This window comes from Halopiger aswanensis (assembly GCF_003610195.1).
Taxonomy (GTDB): Archaea; Halobacteriota; Halobacteria; order Halobacteriales; family Natrialbaceae; genus Halopiger; species Halopiger aswanensis.
Genome location: NZ_RAPO01000002.1, coordinates 395,674 through 413,935 on the forward strand (window position 1 = coordinate 395,674; position 18,262 = coordinate 413,935).

At 65.5% G+C, this 18,262-nt stretch carries 22 protein-coding genes and 1 tRNA gene; 13 read left to right on the forward strand and 10 right to left on the reverse strand.

The annotated features are described in order from the left end of the window. The first annotated feature begins 116 nt into the window (after positions 1 to 116). Positions 117 to 278 (forward strand): hypothetical protein, encoded by a 162-nt coding sequence (locus ATJ93_RS23615; protein ID WP_170155550.1) that lies wholly within the window; start codon positions 117 to 119, stop codon positions 276 to 278. Between the two features lie 38 nt (positions 279 to 316). Here ATJ93_RS23615 and guaB read toward each other — a convergent pair whose 3' ends face one another. Beyond that, complete coding sequence (guaB, locus tag ATJ93_RS09130) at positions 317 to 1,816, reverse strand: IMP dehydrogenase (RefSeq protein WP_120244345.1); 1,500 nt, start codon at positions 1,814 to 1,816, stop codon at positions 317 to 319. A 264-nt stretch (positions 1,817 to 2,080) separates the two neighbouring features. On the opposite strand from guaB, the gene ATJ93_RS09135 reads away from it, so the two are divergent. The 8 genes from ATJ93_RS09135 to ATJ93_RS09165 all read left to right on the forward strand — a co-directional run bounded on the left by ATJ93_RS09135 (position 2,081) and on the right by ATJ93_RS09165 (position 9,434). Beyond that, positions 2,081 to 3,049: an acetamidase/formamidase family protein gene (locus ATJ93_RS09135; RefSeq protein ID WP_120244346.1), complete on the forward strand. Its 969-nt coding sequence runs from the start codon at positions 2,081 to 2,083 to the stop codon at positions 3,047 to 3,049. Between the two features lie 274 nt (positions 3,050 to 3,323). Then, positions 3,324 to 4,499: a bacterio-opsin activator domain-containing protein gene (locus tag ATJ93_RS09140; protein WP_245977538.1), complete on the forward strand. Its 1,176-nt coding sequence runs from the start codon at positions 3,324 to 3,326 to the stop codon at positions 4,497 to 4,499. Positions 4,500 to 4,546: 47 nt separating this feature from the next. Further along, the gene (locus ATJ93_RS09145) at positions 4,547 to 4,879 is read left to right on the forward strand and encodes a HalOD1 output domain-containing protein (protein ID WP_120244347.1); all 333 of its coding nucleotides are present in this window, start codon (positions 4,547 to 4,549) and stop codon (positions 4,877 to 4,879) included. 432 nt (positions 4,880 to 5,311) lie between these two features. Beyond that, positions 5,312 to 6,256 (forward strand): DUF5794 domain-containing protein, encoded by a 945-nt coding sequence (locus ATJ93_RS09150; RefSeq protein WP_120244348.1) that lies wholly within the window; start codon positions 5,312 to 5,314, stop codon positions 6,254 to 6,256. A 48-nt stretch (positions 6,257 to 6,304) separates the two neighbouring features. After that, positions 6,305 to 6,478 (forward strand) — tRNA-Trp (locus tag ATJ93_RS23620). A 300-nt stretch (positions 6,479 to 6,778) separates the two neighbouring features. Further along, positions 6,779 to 7,021 carry a hypothetical protein gene (locus ATJ93_RS09155; protein ID WP_120244349.1) on the forward strand — a complete coding sequence of 81 codons (243 nt, stop codon included), beginning with the start codon at positions 6,779 to 6,781 and terminating at the stop codon, positions 7,019 to 7,021. Positions 7,022 to 7,092: 71 nt separating this feature from the next. Next, positions 7,093 to 8,106 (forward strand): Cdc6/Cdc18 family protein, encoded by a 1,014-nt coding sequence (locus tag ATJ93_RS09160; RefSeq protein WP_120244350.1) that lies wholly within the window; start codon positions 7,093 to 7,095, stop codon positions 8,104 to 8,106. A 293-nt stretch (positions 8,107 to 8,399) separates the two neighbouring features. After that, entirely contained in the window at positions 8,400 to 9,434 is a 1,035-nt protein-coding gene (locus ATJ93_RS09165; RefSeq protein ID WP_120244351.1) for a tyrosine-type recombinase/integrase, read from the forward strand. Positions 9,435 to 9,624: 190 nt separating this feature from the next. Here ATJ93_RS09165 and ATJ93_RS23625 read toward each other — a convergent pair whose 3' ends face one another. From ATJ93_RS23625 to ATJ93_RS09180, 4 genes are all read right to left on the reverse strand, one after another. Then, entirely contained in the window at positions 9,625 to 9,786 is a 162-nt protein-coding gene (locus tag ATJ93_RS23625; protein WP_170155551.1) for a hypothetical protein, read from the reverse strand. 97 nt (positions 9,787 to 9,883) lie between these two features. Continuing rightward, positions 9,884 to 10,135 carry a hypothetical protein gene (locus ATJ93_RS09170; RefSeq protein WP_120244352.1) on the reverse strand — a complete coding sequence of 84 codons (252 nt, stop codon included), beginning with the start codon at positions 10,133 to 10,135 and terminating at the stop codon, positions 9,884 to 9,886. Positions 10,136 to 10,268: 133 nt separating this feature from the next. Continuing rightward, positions 10,269 to 10,484, reverse strand: a complete 216-nt coding sequence (locus ATJ93_RS09175) for a hypothetical protein (RefSeq protein WP_120244353.1) — start codon at positions 10,482 to 10,484, stop codon at positions 10,269 to 10,271. Positions 10,485 to 10,629: 145 nt separating this feature from the next. Further along, positions 10,630 to 11,154, reverse strand: a complete 525-nt coding sequence (locus ATJ93_RS09180; protein WP_120245232.1) for a hypothetical protein — start codon at positions 11,152 to 11,154, stop codon at positions 10,630 to 10,632. Positions 11,155 to 11,388: 234 nt separating this feature from the next. Here ATJ93_RS09180 and ATJ93_RS09185 point away from each other — a divergent pair, with 234 nt between their 5' ends. Further along, positions 11,389 to 12,129, forward strand: a complete 741-nt coding sequence (locus ATJ93_RS09185; RefSeq protein WP_120244354.1) for a helix-turn-helix domain-containing protein — start codon at positions 11,389 to 11,391, stop codon at positions 12,127 to 12,129. Between the two features lie 471 nt (positions 12,130 to 12,600). Here ATJ93_RS09185 and ATJ93_RS09190 read toward each other — a convergent pair whose 3' ends face one another. After that, a complete protein-coding gene (locus ATJ93_RS09190; RefSeq protein ID WP_120244355.1) occupies positions 12,601 to 13,065 on the reverse strand; it encodes a hypothetical protein in 465 nt (154 codons plus the stop codon). Positions 13,066 to 13,256: 191 nt separating this feature from the next. On the opposite strand from ATJ93_RS09190, the gene ATJ93_RS09195 reads away from it, so the two are divergent. Then, positions 13,257 to 13,988 carry a GNAT family N-acetyltransferase gene (locus ATJ93_RS09195; protein WP_120244356.1) on the forward strand — a complete coding sequence of 244 codons (732 nt, stop codon included), beginning with the start codon at positions 13,257 to 13,259 and terminating at the stop codon, positions 13,986 to 13,988. Between the two features lie 84 nt (positions 13,989 to 14,072). Here ATJ93_RS09195 and ATJ93_RS09200 read toward each other — a convergent pair whose 3' ends face one another. After that, on the reverse strand, positions 14,073 to 14,498 hold the full coding sequence (locus ATJ93_RS09200; RefSeq protein WP_120244357.1) for a DUF2267 domain-containing protein: 426 nt from the start codon (positions 14,496 to 14,498) through the stop codon (positions 14,073 to 14,075). Positions 14,499 to 14,555: 57 nt separating this feature from the next. After that, the gene (locus tag ATJ93_RS09205; protein ID WP_120244358.1) at positions 14,556 to 14,927 is read right to left on the reverse strand and encodes a 2Fe-2S iron-sulfur cluster-binding protein; all 372 of its coding nucleotides are present in this window, start codon (positions 14,925 to 14,927) and stop codon (positions 14,556 to 14,558) included. A 136-nt stretch (positions 14,928 to 15,063) separates the two neighbouring features. On the opposite strand from ATJ93_RS09205, the gene ATJ93_RS09210 reads away from it, so the two are divergent. Continuing rightward, on the forward strand, positions 15,064 to 16,242 hold the full coding sequence (locus tag ATJ93_RS09210; protein ID WP_120244359.1) for a redox-regulated ATPase YchF: 1,179 nt from the start codon (positions 15,064 to 15,066) through the stop codon (positions 16,240 to 16,242). Positions 16,243 to 16,281: 39 nt separating this feature from the next. Here ATJ93_RS09210 and ATJ93_RS09215 read toward each other — a convergent pair whose 3' ends face one another. Then, the gene (locus ATJ93_RS09215) at positions 16,282 to 16,671 is read right to left on the reverse strand and encodes a hypothetical protein (protein ID WP_120244360.1); all 390 of its coding nucleotides are present in this window, start codon (positions 16,669 to 16,671) and stop codon (positions 16,282 to 16,284) included. 109 nt (positions 16,672 to 16,780) lie between these two features. Between ATJ93_RS09215 and ATJ93_RS09220 the strand changes: the two genes are divergently transcribed. Beyond that, positions 16,781 to 17,641, forward strand: coding sequence for an ArsR/SmtB family transcription factor (locus tag ATJ93_RS09220; RefSeq protein ID WP_120244361.1), 861 nt, complete (start codon positions 16,781 to 16,783; stop codon positions 17,639 to 17,641). A 22-nt stretch (positions 17,642 to 17,663) separates the two neighbouring features. Here ATJ93_RS09220 and ATJ93_RS09225 read toward each other — a convergent pair whose 3' ends face one another. Beyond that, on the reverse strand, positions 17,664 to 18,131 hold the full coding sequence (locus tag ATJ93_RS09225; RefSeq protein WP_120244362.1) for a GNAT family N-acetyltransferase: 468 nt from the start codon (positions 18,129 to 18,131) through the stop codon (positions 17,664 to 17,666). Positions 18,132 to 18,262 lie beyond the last annotated feature (131 nt).

The following is an 18,262-nucleotide window of genomic DNA, read 5'->3' on the forward strand; positions in this document are numbered from 1 at the left end:
ACGTTCGAAAGTCGGTCGGGTCGGCGATCGCGAGCCGCTCGCGCCGCCGTCGCGCGGGACGCGAACCGGGCGTCGCAGGCACGGCTTTTGAATACGTCCGCGGCAATCCGGACCGTATGGACGATAACGGAGACGCCCGAATCGACCGGCCGGAGCTGCTCTGCGACGCAATTGTCGGGCTCGTCGACGACCTCGAGAGTGACGGGACGCTCAGCGAGGAGCGGGCCTCGGAGTTACGGTCGGACATCTACCGATCGATCGACGTGCCGGAGGAGTAGCGGTAGCGGAAATCGGTTCGTCGCCGGAGCCGATCAGTTCAGTTATCGGGCGAGTAGTTCGGCGCTTCGTCGGTGATGACGACGTCGTGGGCGTGGCTCTCGGCCTGCCCGGCCGAGGAGACGCGGACGAACTCCGAGCGCTCCTTGAACTCGGGGATCGTCTCGGCGCCGACGTAGCCCATCCCCGACTGCATGCCGCCCGCGAGCTGGTGGAGCTCCGACTGCAGCGAGCCCTTGTACGGCGTCGCGGCCTCGACGCCCTCGGGGACGTACTCGTCGTCCTCGTCGGGCTCTTCTTTCAGGTATCGGTCGCTGTCGCCGGATTTCATCGCGCCGACCGATCCCATGCCGCGGTACTGCTTGTACTTCTTGCCGTTCATCGTGACGACGCGGCCGGGGGCCTCGTCGGTGCCGGCGAAGTAGGAGCCGAGCATGACCGCGTCCGCGCCGGCGGCGATCGCCTTGATCGCGTCGCCGGAGTACCGGATGCCACCGTCCGCGATGACCGGGACGTCGTGTTCGGCGGCGACGTCCGCGACCTGCGCGACGGCCGTGATCTGGGGCATGCCGGCGCCGGAGACGACGCGGGTGGTACAGATCGATCCCGGGCCGATGCCGACCTTGATACCGTCCGCGAAGTCGACCAGTTCGGCCGCGGCCTCGCGGGTGCCGACGTTGCCGACCACGACGTCCGCCTCGACCGACTCCTTGATCTCGCGTGCGCCCTCGATGACGTTCCGGTTGTGCGCGTGCGCGGTGTCGATGAACAGGATGTCGGCGCCGGCTTCGTCCGCGGCTTCGGCCCGGTCGTCCTCGAAGGGGCTGACGGCGACGCCACAGCGAAGCTTCCCGTCCTCGTCGCGGACGGCCTCCCCGTACTCGCGGCGCTGGAGGATGCCCTGCATCGTGACCAGTCCCACGAGGAGGTTCTCGTCGTCGACGACCGGCACGCGCTCGATCTTGTGCTCGTACATCAGGTCGAACGCCTCGCGAGCGTCGACGTTCTCGGGCGCGGTGATGACCTCGTCGGTCATCGCTTCCGTGACGGGGTCGTCCTCGTTGACCTCGAGGTGCGGGCGGATGTCCGTGCTCGAGATAATGCCGAGCACTTCGCCGTTGGTGTTGATGACGGGGGCGCCGCCGACGCCCTCGCGGGCCATCAGTTCGTCAACCTCGCGGACGGTCATCTCGGGGCTGGCGGTGACGACCGATTCCTGGGGGATGATGAGTTCGTCGGCGCTCTTGACGCGCTCGATCTCCTCGACCATCTCGTCGATGTTCATGTTCCGGTGGAGGACGCCGAGGCCGCCGTGGCGGGCCATCGCGATGGCCATGTCGCTCTCGGTGACGGTGTCCATCGCCGCCGAGAGGATGGGCAGCGAGACCTCGACGTGTTTCGAGACGTGCGAGGTGAGGTCGGCGTCGTCGGGTTCGACGCGGCTCTCCTTCGGGCGCAGAAGGACGTCGTCGAAGGTTAGCGCTTCCGGTACCTGCAGTTTCGAGGAATAGGGCTCGTGCTCGGGAACGTCGTTCGCCATGTAAACCGTCGGTCCCCGCCCGCAAAAAGCGTTGCGAGATAGACGCGGGTGAGAACCCGTGACGAGCCCCGCATCGCCGGATTCGGCCGTGTCGGAATTATCGCGTCCGCGGGCGGTGAACGCGGTATTCGTCGGGAGTACCTTCTGATAATCGGTCGCGTAAGTAGTGCTTCGAGAGCCGACGACGCACCGGCGATGATCGGCGGCAGCGATCGAGGCCGCGGCTGCGCAATTTATCTACACCGACGTCGTCTACTACAGCATATGTCAACTCACGGTCGGGTAGACCACGAGATCGACGCCACGGACGAGACCGTTCACAGCGACTGGAACAGAGGTCGCGAGCCGGTTCGGACGATCGAATCCGGCGACGTCGTCCGGTTCGAGTGCCGGGACGCGGCGAACGGTCAACTCGGTCCGGACTCGACGGTAGCGGACCTCGCCGAACTGGACGTTGAGCAGGTACACACGCTGACCGGCCCGATCGCGATCGACGGCGCCGAGCCGGGCGACGTGCTGCAGGTCGACGTCCTCGAACTCGAGCACCGCGGCTGGGGGTACACCCTCGTGCTGCCCGGCGAACTGGCCATGGGACTGTTGCCCGAGGAGTTTCCCGAGCCCGCACTACACATCTGGGACCTCGAGGACGGCGTCGCGCGCTTCGTAAACGGGATCGAGGTACCGCTGCACCCGTTCCCCGGCACCCTCGGCGTCGCGCCGGCCGAGCCGGGCGAACACGATACGAACCCGCCCCGACCCGTCGGCGGCAATCTGGACATCAAGCACGTGACTGCCGGATCGACGATGTACCTCCCGATCGCAGTCGAGGGCGGGCTGTTCAGCATCGGCGACTGCCACGCCGCCCAGGGCGACGGCGAGGTCTGCATCTCGGGTATCGAGGCCCCGATGTCGATCACCTGCCGCTTCGAACTCCGCTCGGAGATGGACCTCGAGCAGCCCCAGTTCGAGACCGACGGCCCGTTTACGCCGACTGGGCGCGACGAACCGATGTACGGCACGACGGGAGTCGGCGACGACGTGCGCGAGGCGGCGAAAGACGCTATCCGCGGAATGATCGATCACTGCCACGCCGAGCGGGGACTCACGCGCGAAGAAGCCTACATCCTGTGTTCGGCGGCCGTCGATCTGAAGCTCAATCAGGTGGTCAACGCACCGAACTGGACGGTCTCAGCCTACCTGCCGGAGGGGATCTTCCCCGACGCGGACGCGTGAGCGGCGGCTGCTGACGGCAGTAGTGCAGCCGATAGAACGTGAAAACTGACAATCAGACGCACGTTCGCGAGGCACACTTATTCGTGGGCGCCGTACGCGAGCCCATGAATCGAGGGGCACTCGAGGGGGACCCGGTTGTTTCGGGCACTGGTCGGGACCGTTGCGGGCGAAAATGGACGCGTGAGTCTGCGGATGGAGACACGAATCTGCGGCGGGCTGTCGATCGGTCCGGGTCCGACTGCCGCGACCGCAACATCGGCCGTTTCGGGGGACAATGACGGGATCGGAGCCGACGGAGGTCGCGTTCTTCGAAACGGGGACGGACGCGGCGGACGGAGTGCAGGACCGATCGCAGTCGGATCCTGCAGACGACGACCGACGCCTCCCGCCGCCGGACCTCGCCCGGCGCATCTTCGACGTCAGTCCGATCAGCACCGTCGTCATCGATTCGGCAGGTGCGATCGTCTACGCGAACGAACGGGCGATCGAGACGCTCCGCCTCTCGAGCGACGAAATCGCAAAGCGATCGTACGAGCCGTCCGAGTGGAACATCTCCTACGAGGACGGAACGCCCATTCCGGTCGACGAACACCCCGTCGCGCGCGTCTTCGAAACTGGCGAACCCGAGTACGGGTTCGAACACTGGCTCGAGCTGCCCGATGGAACCGAACGCTGGCTGGTGACCAACTCCCGGCCCGTCGCGAACGACGCCGACGAGGTCGAGTACGTCGTCGTCGCGTTCGAGGACGTCACGGATCTGAAGCGCCGCGGCGAGCGGCTGCTCAGCGACCACATGCGGCGCCTCGAGTTCCGCGCGGATCAGGCCGCAGTGCCGCCGTCGCTGCGCGTCGAAGAGGGAGAGTGGCGGATCGAGGTCGAATCGGTCGTCTCACTGCCGGACGATGCGACGATCCAGTACATGGGCACGTCGGACCTCTCGGCGAACGATTTCGTTACCGCCGTCGAGGAGGTGCCCCACTACGTCGACGTTCGCCTTCTCAGCACGTCCGAGGGGTACAGCCGCATCGAAGCCCGTGCCAAAGAGGCGACGGTCGCCGAAGTGTTTCAGTCGCTTGGCGGCCAGCCGCGTGCCGTCATCATCGCCCACGACGAAGTTCGATTCCTCGGCGAGTTGCCCGGCGACGTCGATCACCGGCTGGCGGCGGAGGGCATTCGTCGGTTCCACGACAACGTCGAATTGGTCTCCGAGGACCTCGTCTACTCGCCGCACCTGCTGTACGACATCGTCGCCGACGCGCTCACCGACCGACAGCTTGCAACCCTCGACGCCGCGTACTTCAGCGGCTACTTCGAGACGCCCCGTACCAGCACCGGCGGCGAGCTAGCCGACCGCTTCGGTGTAACCCGGCAGACGTTCAACCAACACCTCCGAAAGGCCCAGCAAACCGTCCTCGAGCACCTCTTCGAGGAGATCGACCGGAACCACTGACTAGTCAGCGTCCACCCTTACCACGGTCGCACCCGTTCAGAATAGTAATGAGCGACAACACGACTCACTCGGATTCCTCCTCGTTCCGGCATATTGAGATCGGAACCGACGGTGACAACGCCCCTGCGGTCCTCCACACCAGTTTCGACGGCGGTTCCGATTCGATCGTCGTGGCGATCGTCGAAGCCGTCGCGACCGTAACCGGCGAGGACCCGATCGATATGCCGCCCCTGTTCGACACCATCAATCCCGAGGCCCTCAACCAGCTCGTGACCCCGTCGACCCCTCGCGACCACCACGTCGAGATCAGCTTCGAGTATCAAGACTGCCAGATAACCGTCTCGAGCGGCGGCGATACGGTCGTCGTCCCGGACCAGTAATCGCGGCGGCCGGCCGTCGTTTTTCCTCTCTCGCGTCGGCAGCGCGCTCGTTCGATCAGCCACGCGGCCGTCGTCGCCTCTGTTCGCTCGACAACTGCCCATATCGATCGTTACAGATCCGTACACTAGCGTTCGATCGTGGGCGCTAGTGTCGGGAAACATATGGATCGTGGAACCGCGTCTCACACAACGCTTATTGACAATCCCAACCTTTGGCCGAGTATGAACGCTGTGAGTTCCAGCGAATCCCGAATCGCCGGTCGGATGACGACTACCTCCGACTCCAGCTTTACATTCGGGAATCCCTTCAAATACAAACTCACAGCGCGAGGCCCTAATCGGACGAATTGGTGGCCCTTCGCACGTCACCAATTACGGTATCGTCCGCCTCATTACCCATCGGCCTCGGGTCATGGCCATCGTCCCTGACCAATGAGTACCTCTCAGCACCCGGTTGCCCTCCGCTTAGAGCGGTTAGTCGGTGGTGACGCCAGGCTGTTGGCGGTCGTGATGATGCTGCCGCTGATCGACGGCGTCTTCCCGGCGCTGATCCTCGCCGGCGCGTTGAACGATCCGGTAAACGCCGTGCAGGTCGGCCTCCTGATCTTCGGCGGCAGCGCAACCGTCGCGGTGATCCTCGCCGAGATGGACGGGACGGCCCGCGAGCAGGCCGCGATCGTCCTCCTGGTCGGAATCCCGCTCATACTACTGGCGGCCGCCCAGGCCGTGCTGGCGCCTGCGATCGGCAGCATGCTCGAGGACGCGATCATCACGCGGTTCGCCGCGCTGGTGATCCTCGCGATCGCCGCCCAGACCGCCAGCGCGACCATCGGCGACTACCTGCCCAACCCCGCCGTCATCATCGGCCTCGGGCTGGTCGCGAGCGTCGATCTCACCGACGTGAGCTTCACCCTGATGACCGACCCCGAACTCGTCGCGCACGCGGCGCTCGCGGCCGGCGTCGGCGTCGGGTTCGCGCTCTCGGTCGCGCTCGGGGGGCCGTTCCTCCGGGAGTACATGGATATCGATCGCTTCCGCTTCGGCAGCGCCGTCGCGCTCGGCCTGCTGCCGCTGTCGCTGCTCGGGATGGCCTTCGGACAGGCGCCGCTGGCCGCGCTGCTGGTCGCCGGCCTGTTCGCGCTCGATCTGCCGCTCGAGCGCGGCTCCGACGCTGACGCCGATGCGGATGCGGATGTCGAACCGGAATCGCCGCCTACGCCCGCGGTCGGAACCGGCCCGCTAACTGATGGCGGCGCAGCCGACTCGAGCGAGGAGGCCGAGCCGTCGCCGACTACCGTCGAGCCCGATTCCGACCCCGAAGACGCGTACCCGAGCGACGAGGCGAGGGACGCCGACGAGCGGGCCCCGTGGCTGTAGTGCGAATCGAAACCGATTTAGGGTCCATCCCCCAACTGGGAAACGCACGGGGTTGTGGCCAAGCCAGGCATGGCGACTGACTCCAGAGGCACGCGCCCGGGACGACACTCCAGACTGATATACTGATCGAGCACCTGATCAGTGCTCGTGTGATGACCCTCTGGAGTTCCGAGGCGCACCGGAGATATCAGTCGATCGGGGGTTCAAATCCCTCCGACCCCATTTTCTCGCGACGAACAACATCGTGAGTCGCGAATATCGGACGAGGAGGATTTGAGCTCAGCGGACGAGCGAAGCGACGTCCGCGCGGTTCAAATCCCTCCGATCCCTCCGTGTCGCGTTCGCTGTTGTTCAAGCCAGCGCCCACTCCACCCTCCTACGACGAACACGTCCCTCGAGCAGGCTATTCGAAAGTCGGCAGCGAACCCAGCCCTCGAGCGGTCCATCGACTCCCCTGCCGCCCGACCCGAAGCGACAGCCGGTCGAGCGTTCAGGAGCGAGTCGTCGTCTCGAGGCGCTGCATTGACCGACTGGACGGTGATCGACTGGCTGAACACAGCGATCGCAGCCGGCCCGATCATCGCTGGACGAGTCCTCCGGCAAACTCGCCTCGCTCGCCTTCGGCCCCGCGCTCGCCGCCTCCTCGCTCGAGTGTTCGTCGTGGCGCTCGTCTACTGCGTCGTCGGAGAACTCGCGGCCGCGACCGGAATCACGGCGTTCGTGATCGAACTCGGCAGATTGCTATTGACGAGGCGCCAGTCGTAATGCACACCGTCGAGAGATCGCGAGTCGACACTACCATCAGTAATTAATAGCGTTGCGACGAGTGATGGCGTATGATCACGGACGCTCGAGCGCTCGCGACGACCTACGTGCCCCAGGACCTCGAGCACCGTGACGGCCAGATCAGCCAGCTCGCGGCGGCGCTCGAGCCGATCACGGACGGAGTCGGCGGGGACCACTGTCTCATCTTCGGGCCCGCGGGCTCGGGGAAGACGACCCTCGCGAAGTACGTCGTCCGCAAGCTCCGCCAGGAGTCGTTCGGCGTCCGCCGGGCCTACTGGAACTGCATGTCCGGCTCCGCGAAGACCGACGTCCTCCACGGGCTCGCGCAGGATTCGGGGATCGGGAACCACCTGCCGCGGGACGGGACCGGCGCCAGCGCCTTTATCGACGCCTTTCGCGGGACGGACGACCACGTCGTCGCGATCATCGACGAGGTCGACGTTTTGGAGGACGAGACGCTCCTGCTGGGGCTGGGCGACCTGCCGAACGTGACGATCGTCGGGATCACGATCGACGAGGACGACTTCTTCGCATCTCACCGACTGAACGGCCGCGTCAAATCCCGGTTCTCGAGCGCCGAGACGCTCCGGCTCCGGAAGTACACCCACGAGGAGGTCGTCGACATCCTGCTGGCGCGGATCGACGCCGGGTTGCGACCCGACGTGATCGACGAGCCGGTCGTCGAGTACATCGCCGACCTCGCCGCCGGCGACGCGCGCGAAGCGATCAAACTCCTCGAGAAGGCTACGCGCCGCGTCGCTCGGACCGATCGGTCGCAAATCGAACTCGCTGACGTCGACGCGGTCCACGACAAAGCCCGGCGGGACCTCCAGCAGGATCGGATCGACGCGCTGGGGACGCACAAGCGACTGCTGTACGACATCGTCGCCGACGCCGGCGAGATCGGCGCGACCGAACTCCACGCGACCTACGAGGAGCGGGCCGCCGAACCGAAGACGAACCGGACGCGACGGCGGTACCTCGCGACGCTCGAGGATAAGTACGGGCTGCTCGCGTCGACTGGGTCGGGCCGCGGGAAGACGTACTTCGTTCCGGAACCCTGATTCGGCTGTTTTGAGCCACCAGTTGTCCGCTGACGTTTCTTTCGACTGCCTTTCGATTCCGGTTCGTCGCATTCCGGACACGCTAACCGTCTTCCGGACACGTTCCGGACACATTCCGGACACGCTCCAGACGCCGCGGACGGGGCTTCTCGAGAGCGTTTTCCCGACATCGCTCGCGCATCCGTCGCTTCCGGTCATCGCCGCTGTAGCGATATACCACGGTCGGTCGTTGTCTCCGATATGTTCGCCATTGCAACTGACCCGGCCAAGCCAAGCGGTGGTGTCGAGCGGCCATGAGCGGGCGCGACCTCTCACCCCGGGCGGCCCGCGACCGCTTTCTGGCCCGGCGCAAGCAGGAAAACACCGCGAACACGGTTCGTAGCTACCGGAACCGGCTCACGCGCTTCGTCCGCTGGGCCGAGGACGAGGGTATCGAGTCGATGAGCGACCTCTCCGGCTGGGACCTCGACGAGTACCGCGCGGCACGGGAGGCCGCCGGTATCGCGCCGGCGACGCTGAACGGGGAGCTGACCGCCCTCAAGCAGTTACTCGAGTACTGCGCGGCGATCGACGTCGTCGACGACGCGCTCCACGAGACGGTGCACGTGCCGACCCTCAGCCGCGAGGAAGAGTCCAGCGACGTCCGGCTCGCGGTCGACCACGCCGAGACGCTGCTGTCGACGTTCCGGTCGTCGCCCGCCCTGTTCGGCCGGCCGGAACACGCCTTCCTCGAGGTCGCCTGGCACGTCGGCGCGCGCCTGAGCGGGATTCGCGCCCTCGACTTGCGGGACTTCGACCCCGAGCGGCGGACGCTCGAGTTTCGTCACCGACCGCCGACGCTGCTGAAGAACAAGGCGGCCGGCGAGCGCGTCGTCGGCGTCTCGAAACCCGTCGGGCGGGCGCTTCGGGCGTACGTCGCCCGCGAGCGCTGCGACAAGCGCGACGACGAGGGGCGCAAGCCCCTGTTCTGCGGGCGGCAGGGACGACCCTCGCCGACCACGTTTCGGGCGTGGTCCTATCGCGGCACGCAGCCGTGTCGCGCCGTGGCGTGTCCGCACGGCAACGAGCGGGAGTCCTGCGAGTACACCCACCGGAACCACGCGAGCAAGTGTCCCTCCTCGAGAAGTCCCCACGCGATCCGAACCGGCTCGATCACCTGGCAGTTGCTCCGCGGCCTCGAGATCGAAACCGTCGCGAAGCGGGTCAACGCCCGCCCCGAAACGATCCGGCGTCACTACTACAAGGCCGGTGAGCGCGAGGAGTTCGAGGAGCGCCGCGCCGATCGAACGCTGACGCTGGATATCCAGACCGGTGATGCCGATGTGTGACGACGAGCGAAAGTTGGCGTGTGACGGCCGCTGTCCGTATCGAACGCCACTAGTGGAAGTCCCTCCGAGTTACCGTCCCGCGCGGCTATCGAGGTCTCGAGCCTCGAGCAGTTTCGATAGGCCGGTGGATATCGATCGTCGGACGGCGATCGACGGGCACCGGAATCGGCGGTGACCGACAGCGAAAGAGCTACTCGGCGATGTCGCCCTCGCGCAACGCTTCGGTTTCAGACACGACGAACTTCGCCAATTTTCGCTTCGAGTGCGTTCCAACCAGATGATCCTCGAGGCGCCGCTCGCGCGGGAGATCGTCGTGGCAGATGGGACACTCGATCGGGGGTCGGGTGGCCATACACGATACAGTGCAGTGAGGCCCAAAAATATCCGGCCGGCATGTTCGATGTTCGACCGCGAGTGACGGCTATCGATCCTCTCGATCGCCGTTTCGATCAGATCGTCCGCTTGTACTCACACTGCGGGCAGTAGATCACGCGCTGGCGAATCAGGAGCAGACTCTGGCCGCACGAGCAGGGACCGCCGACCGAAATGTCGTTCGCATCCCGGACGACGCCTCGAAGCGTGTTCTCCAGTTGATCGATGTGTTGTTTGGTTTCCTCGAGTTCCGCCTCGAGGGCCGCCAATTCACGGGAAAGCGACCGACGGAAGGGTCTCGACGGTCCCGCCCGATTTTTGCGACGCATATCCGGATAGACAGGTGAACCCCGAATAAGCGTGTGGGGGAGACTTGCAAGGTTCGTCGGCCGTGAGTTACACGGGTCCCAGTACCGATCGAAAATAGGGGACAACGCGGCCGCAGCGCCCAATACCGGCGAATCAGCGGTCGCCGCGCTCCTCGTCGATGCGGCTGAACTGGTACCAGATGCCGGCGATCACGACGAGGAAGACGGCGGCGAGTCCGATTTGGAGTCCGAGTTCGTTCAGGCCGACGGCTTCGGCTTCGACGAGTCCACCGGCCCAGCCGACGAACAGGACGGCGAACGCGGTGACGACGACGACCATGATGAGGAGCCGGTCGGTGGGGATATTCATCACTGACGTTTGGCTACCGATTCGGTTAAACAGAACGCCTGAACTGGCCGACACGGCTGGATACGGCATCTCTCAGCCGATTTCTCGAGTTAGCGCGCAGCGACCGGAACGTACTGTCAGTCGCTGCGGTTCGGGCCGGCCAAACTCAGTGCAGCGTCCCTTCGCGAACGTCGGCATCGTACGCGAACAGCGCGTAGCCGACTTCGGCGGCGGTGTAGCCCGTCTCCGCGGCGATCTCGCGGATCGGCTCGATCATCGCGACGTAGTCGGCCGCATCGAACGACTCCTTGCGTCCCTCGAGACGGTCCAGTCGCTCGAGGGAGGCCCAGACGCGGGTGTCGACGACGGCGTGGCGGTCGGGGTCGAACGCGGTCAGCACGCACGAGGCGGTCGGCGCCTTGAACCCGGAGAGGCCGGTCAGCAACTGGATCTTCGAAAAGTCGTCGTCGACCGCGAGGACGTTCGCGGTGACGGTGCGACACCGCTCCGGCGGGTTCCGCTCGACGTGGTAGGCGCTGCGGGTCGAGGATTCGTAGGCGATGTCGTACAACTGCTCCCGGGTGAGATACCCCTGCTCCCGATAGGTTGCGCCGAATTCCGCGAGTCGCTCGGGCAACACGCCCTGCGTGTCCGCGTAGCGCTCGAGGTTCGTGGCGATGAACGATTCCAGATCCGCCTCCGCGTCCACGTCGGCGGGTACAGCCGTCTCCGCGTCCGTGTCCGGCTTCATAGCCGTGCGTTCCGACGGCTCCCACTCAGCCGTTGCGATTCCGCTCACACGGTGATTCAGTGACCGGTTATCTGACCGAAATGTATCGATAGACCGACTCTCACGGCGATTGGATGGCGGGAAAGGCTACCGGAAACCCAACGCGTCTATACGTCTTCGTGGTGGGTTTCGGTGATGACGACGGTCGTCGAACTCGACGTTCCGGCTGATCGCCTCGGACTCGCCCGCGCGTTCGATCGGGTCCCGACGTTCGAGTGCCAGATCGGCGGCATGATCGGCGACGGGCCGCCGCTCGTCCGCGTCTCAGGGCCGGACCGACGAACCGTCGCGCACGCACTCGAGGCGGATCCGTCGGTCGAAGTCATCGCGACCGTAACCGGCGACTCCGGGACGGAGGCAAGCGTCGAGACTGGGACTAACACCGGCGACGGCACGAACACCGACGCCGACGATGACGGCGGCACCGACCGCAACCGCTGGCTCTTCCGACTCGAGTTCGGCGAGCGCCTAAAACTGTTCGAGGAGATCGTCTCGGAGAACGACGGCGCGATCCTCTCGGCCAACGGCCGGGACGGTCGGTGGGCCCTCCAGTTACTGTACCACGATCGAGAGGCAGTGTCGACGGCGCATCGGCTGCTCGAGCAGTACGAGTACCGCGTCGAAGTCACACGCGTCAGCGGGACGGAAGACCTTGCCCGGGTTCGAACGCCGCTGACCGAGATCCAGTACGAGACGATCGCGAAGGCCCACGAACTGGGCTACTTCGACGTGCCGCGGCAGGTGACCCTCGAGGAACTCGCCGCCGAACTGGGAATCTCCCATCAGGCGCTTTCAGAGCGGCTACGACGGAGTCACGCCGCGCTCATTAGCGCGGAGCTATCGGACCACTTGACGCCGCTCGCGATCGACCCCTGAGCCGCCGGGGACCGAATACCCGGTTGGCGACGGTTCCCAGACGATTCTACCGCAGTATTCCGCTTCGATACCAGCGCGCTCGAGATCCGATCGCTACGCTTAAGCTCAGAAGCAAACCAAATGACCGGTATCGAATCTGTTTGTCCAGCAAATATCCGAATCGCACTATGATTGCACCAACAGATAGCTTTATTATTCGATAGTATGTAATACGGATGTCGGCGTGATCGCCGACCCGCGACGTATCGACACCCGAACGACCCCTGTGAGCGCCGGTGGATCACTCGTGCTCAAGCAGCGCTTGCGGTCACTCGTGGCTGTGTGACCCGCTCGCTGGTAGATCCCCGCGGGCCAGTTCACTCATTTCCCATGGCCCGCCCGAATTTTCCGCGCTGCTGTCCGTCGATCAGGCGCTAGACAGTTATAGGTCCTCGAGAAACGCGAGCACGGAGCGGTACAGCCCGGCGACCGTCAGTCGGCACGGGAGAACGACACCGCTGCGTTCGCCGCGTCCCGCGTCTCGGCGAGGAGTCGGTGGGCGTAGAACGCGACCGAAAAGTCCTGCGGGCTGGGAATCGAGCAGGCGAGCCAGCCGATCGCGACCGCCGACAGGACGGGCGTCTCGGCGGTGAGATCCATCGTCAGGCCGGCCGCGAGGACGGGGAGGGCCAACAGCGTCGGGGCGAGCGCTGCGAGGCGAAGGATCCACGCCGGCTCCCGGCCGGTCGGGGTCGGCTCGACGACGGCCCACGGACAGCTGGCCAACCGGCCGAGCACACCGTCGCGGCCCGGAAAGTAGGAGACGGTGTACTCGACGCGGGCGAGGCGAAGCACCAGCGCGTGGGCTGACTCGTGAGCGACCAGCCCGACCGCAGCCGAGAGGGCGAGTGCGCATCCAGCAACCACCACAGTCAGAGCCGGATCAATCCCGATCATAGCGCGCGCGAACCGGCTCGACGGCTGCGTTCCCGTCGACGCCACCGCGCACTCGTCTCGTCGGCCTGCCGGTGCAAGTTCGGCGGGCTGTACGGATTGACGCATTAAGACGGCACCCGTCCCACCCGCTTGCAAGAGCGCTCATCCACAGCGCTCTAACCATTAAATAGGCTGCCGTGGTTTGTTATAGCATGACACAGAAAAACGCACTCGAGTTCGAGCACGCGGACCGGCGGACGATCTACGAGTTCGTCGAGCGACGGGGCGCCGTCGACGCCGAAGACGCCCGCGAGGAACTCGCTATCGAGCCGGCCAGGTTCAGACACCACGTTGCCATCCTCAAACGCGACGGCCGCCTCGAGGAGCGCGACGACACGCTGCAGGTCGCGATCGACGCCGGCACCGAAGAGGAGTACGTCGCCGACGACCTCGAGTTCCACATTCGGCCGGCGCGCCAGGGCGATCTGACGGGGATCGTCGGCGCGATCCGTGCGGTCGCCGCGGAGAAGACCTACATCGAGGCCGAGACCGTCGCCGACGAGATCGACCACGAGAACGCGCTGCTCCGGCACAACGACCTCGAGTCGCGGCTGTTCTTCGTCGCAACCGTCGAGGACGAGGTCGTCGGTTGGGTCCACCTCCACGCGCCGGAACTTGACAAGCTGAGCCACACCGCCGAGTTGACCGTCGGCGTCCTCGAGGCCTACCGCGGCCACGGTATCGGCTCACACCTCCTCGAGCGGGGGCTGGAGTGGGCGGCGTCCAACGGCTACGAAAAAGTCTACCAGAGCGTGCCCGCTACCAACGCGGGCGCGATCGGGTTCCTCGAGGCCCACGACTGGGAGACCGAAGCCGTCCGCGAGGACCACTACAAGCTCGAGGGCGACTACGTCGACGAGGTGATGATGGCGGTCGAACTGTAGCGTCTCACGACGGCGGTCGCGGCAGCAAAGAAACGGCGTCGGCGACTGCCGTCGGAAGCGGTCGACGGTCGAAAAACGAACGCGTTAGTCCTGCGAGTCGGGCGCCGGACTCTCCGCTCCCGCCGCGATTTCGAACAGCGTCTCGTAGCCCTCGTCGTCCGGCAGTTGTTCCTTGATATCGTCGATCGCGCCCTCGGTGACCGCTTCGTCGACGACGTCCACGACGACCTGCGCGTGGAACGCCGCGTCGGCCGGATCGCCCTCGCCGATCTCCTGGCGTTCGGCCACGCGATCGACGAACTCGTCGAACTCGAACCGCTCGACGTCGTCGACCTCCTCGAGGAAGCGGCCGAGTTCCTCGGGAAGTTGGGCGCCAAGGTTCTCGGCTTCGCCCGGCTGGATGCGCTCGGAGAGAGTCGTCAGGGTCGCACGGGAGATGCTCAGCGCGGCCTCGCGGGAGTCGAGTTGTGCGCGGTGCTGGACTTCACCGATGAAGTCGTCGTACTGCATATCCGGTAGTGGCGCCGTCGCGCGGAAAGCCGTGGGCCCTTCAGACGAAGGGGCCGCTCAGCGCTCGTCCTCGGACGAGGTCGGTTCCGCCGGACTCTCAGCTGCGTCGGCGTCGGGAACCCGCTGCCCCCAGAAGCCGTCGTACTTCCGAACCTCGAGGTCGCCCTCGACCCGCGTCTGGCACGAGAGCCGGAGCCCGGAATCCGGGTCGTGCGGCGGGATGGAGAGACGGCGTCGTTCGGCTGCGGTCGGGTCGCTCACGTCGCCCTCGATCGCGACGGCACAGGTTCCGCAGGTGCCGTGTCCGCGACAGTTGAGCCAGTTCGCACGGCCGTTGTGGGGCGACTCGCCCGCTTCCAGGAGGACGTCACGGAGGACGCGTCCGCGTTCGCACTCGATTTCCCGTCCGCGAAACTCGATCGTCGGCATACTAGCGCGTTCGATCCGCGGGACCTTCGTTCTTCGCCGCCGGTGGTCGTGCGGTTCGGCCGCGTCCCGCCGGCCGACACCCGCGGCGGGTCACTGAATCGAAAGACAGTTTGAAACCACGGTGCTACGGGACAGCATGCTTTCGATCGCGCTTGCCGGAAAGCCAAACGCCGGCAAGTCCACGTTCTACACCGCGGCGACGATGGCCGACGTCGACGTCGCCAACTACCCCTTCACGACGATCGACGCCAACCGCGGCGTGAGCTACGTCCGGACCGACTGTCCCTGCCTCGAGCGCGAGGAGCGCTGTAACGCCGACAACTGCGAGGACGGCAAGCGCTACGTCCCGATCGAACTGCTCGACGTCGCCGGCCTCGTCCCCGGCGCCCACGAGGGGAAGGGGCTGGGCAACCAGTTCCTCGACGAACTGACCAACGCCGACGTGATCGTCAACGTCGTCGACGCCTCCGGCGGCACCAACGAGAAGGGCGAACCCGTCGACATCGGCGAGCACGACCCGCTCGAGGACATCGACTTCATCGAGGAGGAGATGGACCTCTGGCTGGCCGGCATCGTCGACCGCAACTGGGAGTCCGTCGAGCGAAAGTCCCGCTCGCCCGATTTCGACATCGACGACGCCTTGGCGGACATGCTCTCGGGCTTCGGCGCCTCGCCGAAACAGATCGCGACCGTCCTCCGAGAACTCGACTACCCCGAGGACCCGATCCAGTGGGAGGACGAGCACCGCGAGGAACTCGCGCGCCTGGTCCGCGAGCGCACGAAGCCGATCGTCGTCGCCGCGAACAAGATCGACGTCGCCCCCGAGGAGAACGTCGAGCGCCTGCTCGAGCTCGACAAGCCCGTGATTCCGACGACCGCGGAGGGTGAACTCGCCCTGCGCCGAGCCGCGGACAACGGCCTCGTCGACTACGACCCCGGCGACGAGACGGTCGAGATCGGCGACGACGTCAACGACGCCCAGCGCGAGGCCCTCGAGGATCTGGCGGACACGATGGCCGAGTGGGGCGGCACGGGCGTCCAGGGCGCGCTCAACCACGCCGTCTACGACCTGCTCGAGCACATCACGGCCTACCCCGTCGAGGACGCCGCGAAGTGGTCCGACGGCAGCGGGAATATCCTGCCCGACGCGCACCTGTTGCCGGACGGCTCGACGCCGGTCGATCTGGCCTACGCCGTCCACTCCGACATCGGCGACGGCTACCTGCACGCGGTCAACGCCAAGTCGAACCGAGAGGTCGGGGAGGACTACACGCTCGAGGAGGGCGACGTGATCAAGATCGTGAGCACCAACTGACGGTACGGGACGAATCGAATCGCTGTCGTCGGCGTTGTTTCAGATATTCGCACCGATAATAACGGCTTGAGCGACGAGAACGGAGACCAACGCGGTGAGTACGAGCAGTGTATAGGCCGTCGAGCGACCGGCGAACTCGTCCGTCCGCTCGAGCCGGGCGGCGATTTGTCGCGCGCCGATTGCGAGGATGCCAACGAACGCTGGAAATGCTAGCAGAACCAGCGCGGTCGGTGCGTGCTCCGGGCCGTAGTACGGACCCCCACCCAGCGTCCAGTGAATTCGAACGGTTCCCGGCAGGATACCGTATGCCACCAGACTGCCTGCGATACTGAGTCCCGTCGCCGCGACGCCGCCCGCCGTCAGCACGGTCGACGTTCCGTCGCCGGACCTGTCCGAGCCATTGCGTTCGAGCGCCTGTCGAATCGACATATTTCACTGAACGCCCCGCCGGCTGATATATCGTTCCAGCAATCGATTACACCAACCGGATTGATATGTCTGGCGCGGGACGGTTAATCGAGAACGGACCGAATCGAAGATGGTTGACACAGACCTCGATGAGTCCGGCTTCGAGATTCTGGCGCATCCGACGCGACTGCGTATACTGGCCGTGCTCGTCGACCGACGGAAGACGTCGACCGAGCCGCTCGACTTCGCCGAACTCCGCCGCCGGGTCGGCATGCGAGACTCGGGGAACTTCAACTACCACCTCGAGAAGCTTCGCGGCCGATTCGTCAAGGGGACCGACGACGGCTACCGAATAACCGCGGCGGGATTACAAGTGGTGGCGGCGGCGCTGGCCGGCGAGTACGACGCGGGGGAACCGCTGGGGCCGACGCGACTCGAAGACGAGTGTCCGGTCTGTGCGGAACCGCTGACCGCGCGCTACGCCGACGGAATGCTCACAGTTTCGTGCTCGAACGAGCACGGCTTTCGGAACGCGGTCGCCCGGCGAACCGTCGAAGAGCGAGGACTAGTCGACGCCGTGGAGGTGCTCACGATCACGACGCACAAGGACCTGAAACTGGCCTGCGACGGACTCTGTCCTGTCTGTCACGGCCCGCTCGAGTGGGCCGACGAGCGGGTGACCGCGGAGGGACTCGATCCGGACTTTCCGCACTTCTCGACCCGGTGCGATCGATGCGGCGCGAGCGCGGACGTGCCCGTCGTTTTTCCGCTGCTCTCCCGTCCGGCCGTCATCGCGTTCTATCACGAGCGCGAGATCGATATCCGCCGGCGACCGGTGTGGGCGTCCGAATTTTACGACGGCGTCGACGTGGCCGACCGCTCCGACGCGACCGAATCGCGGCTCGCAGTGACGGTCTCGGTCGACGGGGACGCGCTAACCGGTATCCTCGACGAGCACCTGTCCGTCGTTTCGATCGACATCGACGGCTGATCCTGTACCCTCACCGCCTACGTCACTCGAGCGGCTGCGCGTAGTCGACTTGCTTCGGCTGGAAACCCGCATCGCGATAGAACCGACGGGCGCCCTCGTTGTGCCACTCGCAAGAGACCTTGAGGTGGTCACACCCCTGCTTGCGAGCCATCGATTTCACGCGCTCGAGGACCGCCGTGCCGTGGCCCCGATTCCGACGGTCCTGGTCGATCGCGAGGTTCACGACACGAAGGTACTGCGAGTACTGCCGGGACGGATGGCGACCCTCGCGGAGCGTGACGAAGCCGATCGTCTCGCCGTCGTGAACGACGAGGTAGTCGGTGATCGCCTCGTCCGCGAAGTGATCCCGGAAGCCGTCTTCGATGCGCTCGTCGGTTCCCTCTACCGCGAGTTCGTTCAGTCCGGAATACTCTTCCATCGCTTTTGCGAGGGCATACCAGCGATCGACGAGCGCCTCGAGGTCGTCGTCGGTGGCTTCGACGAGTTCCATAGAGCCACTCTCGACCACTTCCCCTTCAGATTTCGTTTGGTGTGGCATACTGTAACACGATACGAGTCGGTGGCTGCGAGTAGAACAGTGCTCAATCAACGAATACGCTCCGATGACCGTTCAGAACCGAT

Coding starts and splice junctions, on each gene's coding strand:
- ATJ93_RS09185 (WP_120244354.1), top strand. CDS start 11,389: ATGACGACGGTCGTCGAACTCGACGTTCCGGCTGATCGCCTCGGACTC.
- ATJ93_RS09175 (WP_120244353.1), bottom strand. CDS start 10,484: ATGAATATCCCCACCGACCGGCTCCTCATCATGGTCGTCGTCGTCACC.
- ATJ93_RS09145 (WP_120244347.1), top strand. CDS start 4,547: ATGAGCGACAACACGACTCACTCGGATTCCTCCTCGTTCCGGCATATT.
- ATJ93_RS09195 (WP_120244356.1), top strand. CDS start 13,257: ATGACACAGAAAAACGCACTCGAGTTCGAGCACGCGGACCGGCGGACG.
- ATJ93_RS09205 (WP_120244358.1), bottom strand. CDS start 14,927: ATGCCGACGATCGAGTTTCGCGGACGGGAAATCGAGTGCGAACGCGGA.
- ATJ93_RS09215 (WP_120244360.1), bottom strand. CDS start 16,671: ATGTCGATTCGACAGGCGCTCGAACGCAATGGCTCGGACAGGTCCGGC.
- ATJ93_RS09200 (WP_120244357.1), bottom strand. CDS start 14,498: ATGCAGTACGACGACTTCATCGGTGAAGTCCAGCACCGCGCACAACTC.
- ATJ93_RS09165 (WP_120244351.1), top strand. CDS start 8,400: ATGAGCGGGCGCGACCTCTCACCCCGGGCGGCCCGCGACCGCTTTCTG.
- ATJ93_RS23615 (WP_170155550.1), top strand. CDS start 117: ATGGACGATAACGGAGACGCCCGAATCGACCGGCCGGAGCTGCTCTGC.
- ATJ93_RS09220 (WP_120244361.1), top strand. CDS start 16,781: ATGGTTGACACAGACCTCGATGAGTCCGGCTTCGAGATTCTGGCGCAT.
- ATJ93_RS09190 (WP_120244355.1), bottom strand. CDS start 13,065: ATGATCGGGATTGATCCGGCTCTGACTGTGGTGGTTGCTGGATGCGCA.
- ATJ93_RS09160 (WP_120244350.1), top strand. CDS start 7,093: ATGATCACGGACGCTCGAGCGCTCGCGACGACCTACGTGCCCCAGGAC.
- ATJ93_RS09150 (WP_120244348.1), top strand. CDS start 5,312: ATGAGTACCTCTCAGCACCCGGTTGCCCTCCGCTTAGAGCGGTTAGTC.
- ATJ93_RS09210 (WP_120244359.1), top strand. CDS start 15,064: ATGCTTTCGATCGCGCTTGCCGGAAAGCCAAACGCCGGCAAGTCCACG.
- ATJ93_RS09170 (WP_120244352.1), bottom strand. CDS start 10,135: ATGCGTCGCAAAAATCGGGCGGGACCGTCGAGACCCTTCCGTCGGTCG.
- ATJ93_RS09140 (WP_245977538.1), top strand. CDS start 3,324: ATGACGGGATCGGAGCCGACGGAGGTCGCGTTCTTCGAAACGGGGACG.
- ATJ93_RS09225 (WP_120244362.1), bottom strand. CDS start 18,131: ATGGAACTCGTCGAAGCCACCGACGACGACCTCGAGGCGCTCGTCGAT.
- ATJ93_RS23625 (WP_170155551.1), bottom strand. CDS start 9,786: ATGGCCACCCGACCCCCGATCGAGTGTCCCATCTGCCACGACGATCTC.
- ATJ93_RS09135 (WP_120244346.1), top strand. CDS start 2,081: ATGTCAACTCACGGTCGGGTAGACCACGAGATCGACGCCACGGACGAG.
- guaB (WP_120244345.1), bottom strand. CDS start 1,816: ATGGCGAACGACGTTCCCGAGCACGAGCCCTATTCCTCGAAACTGCAG.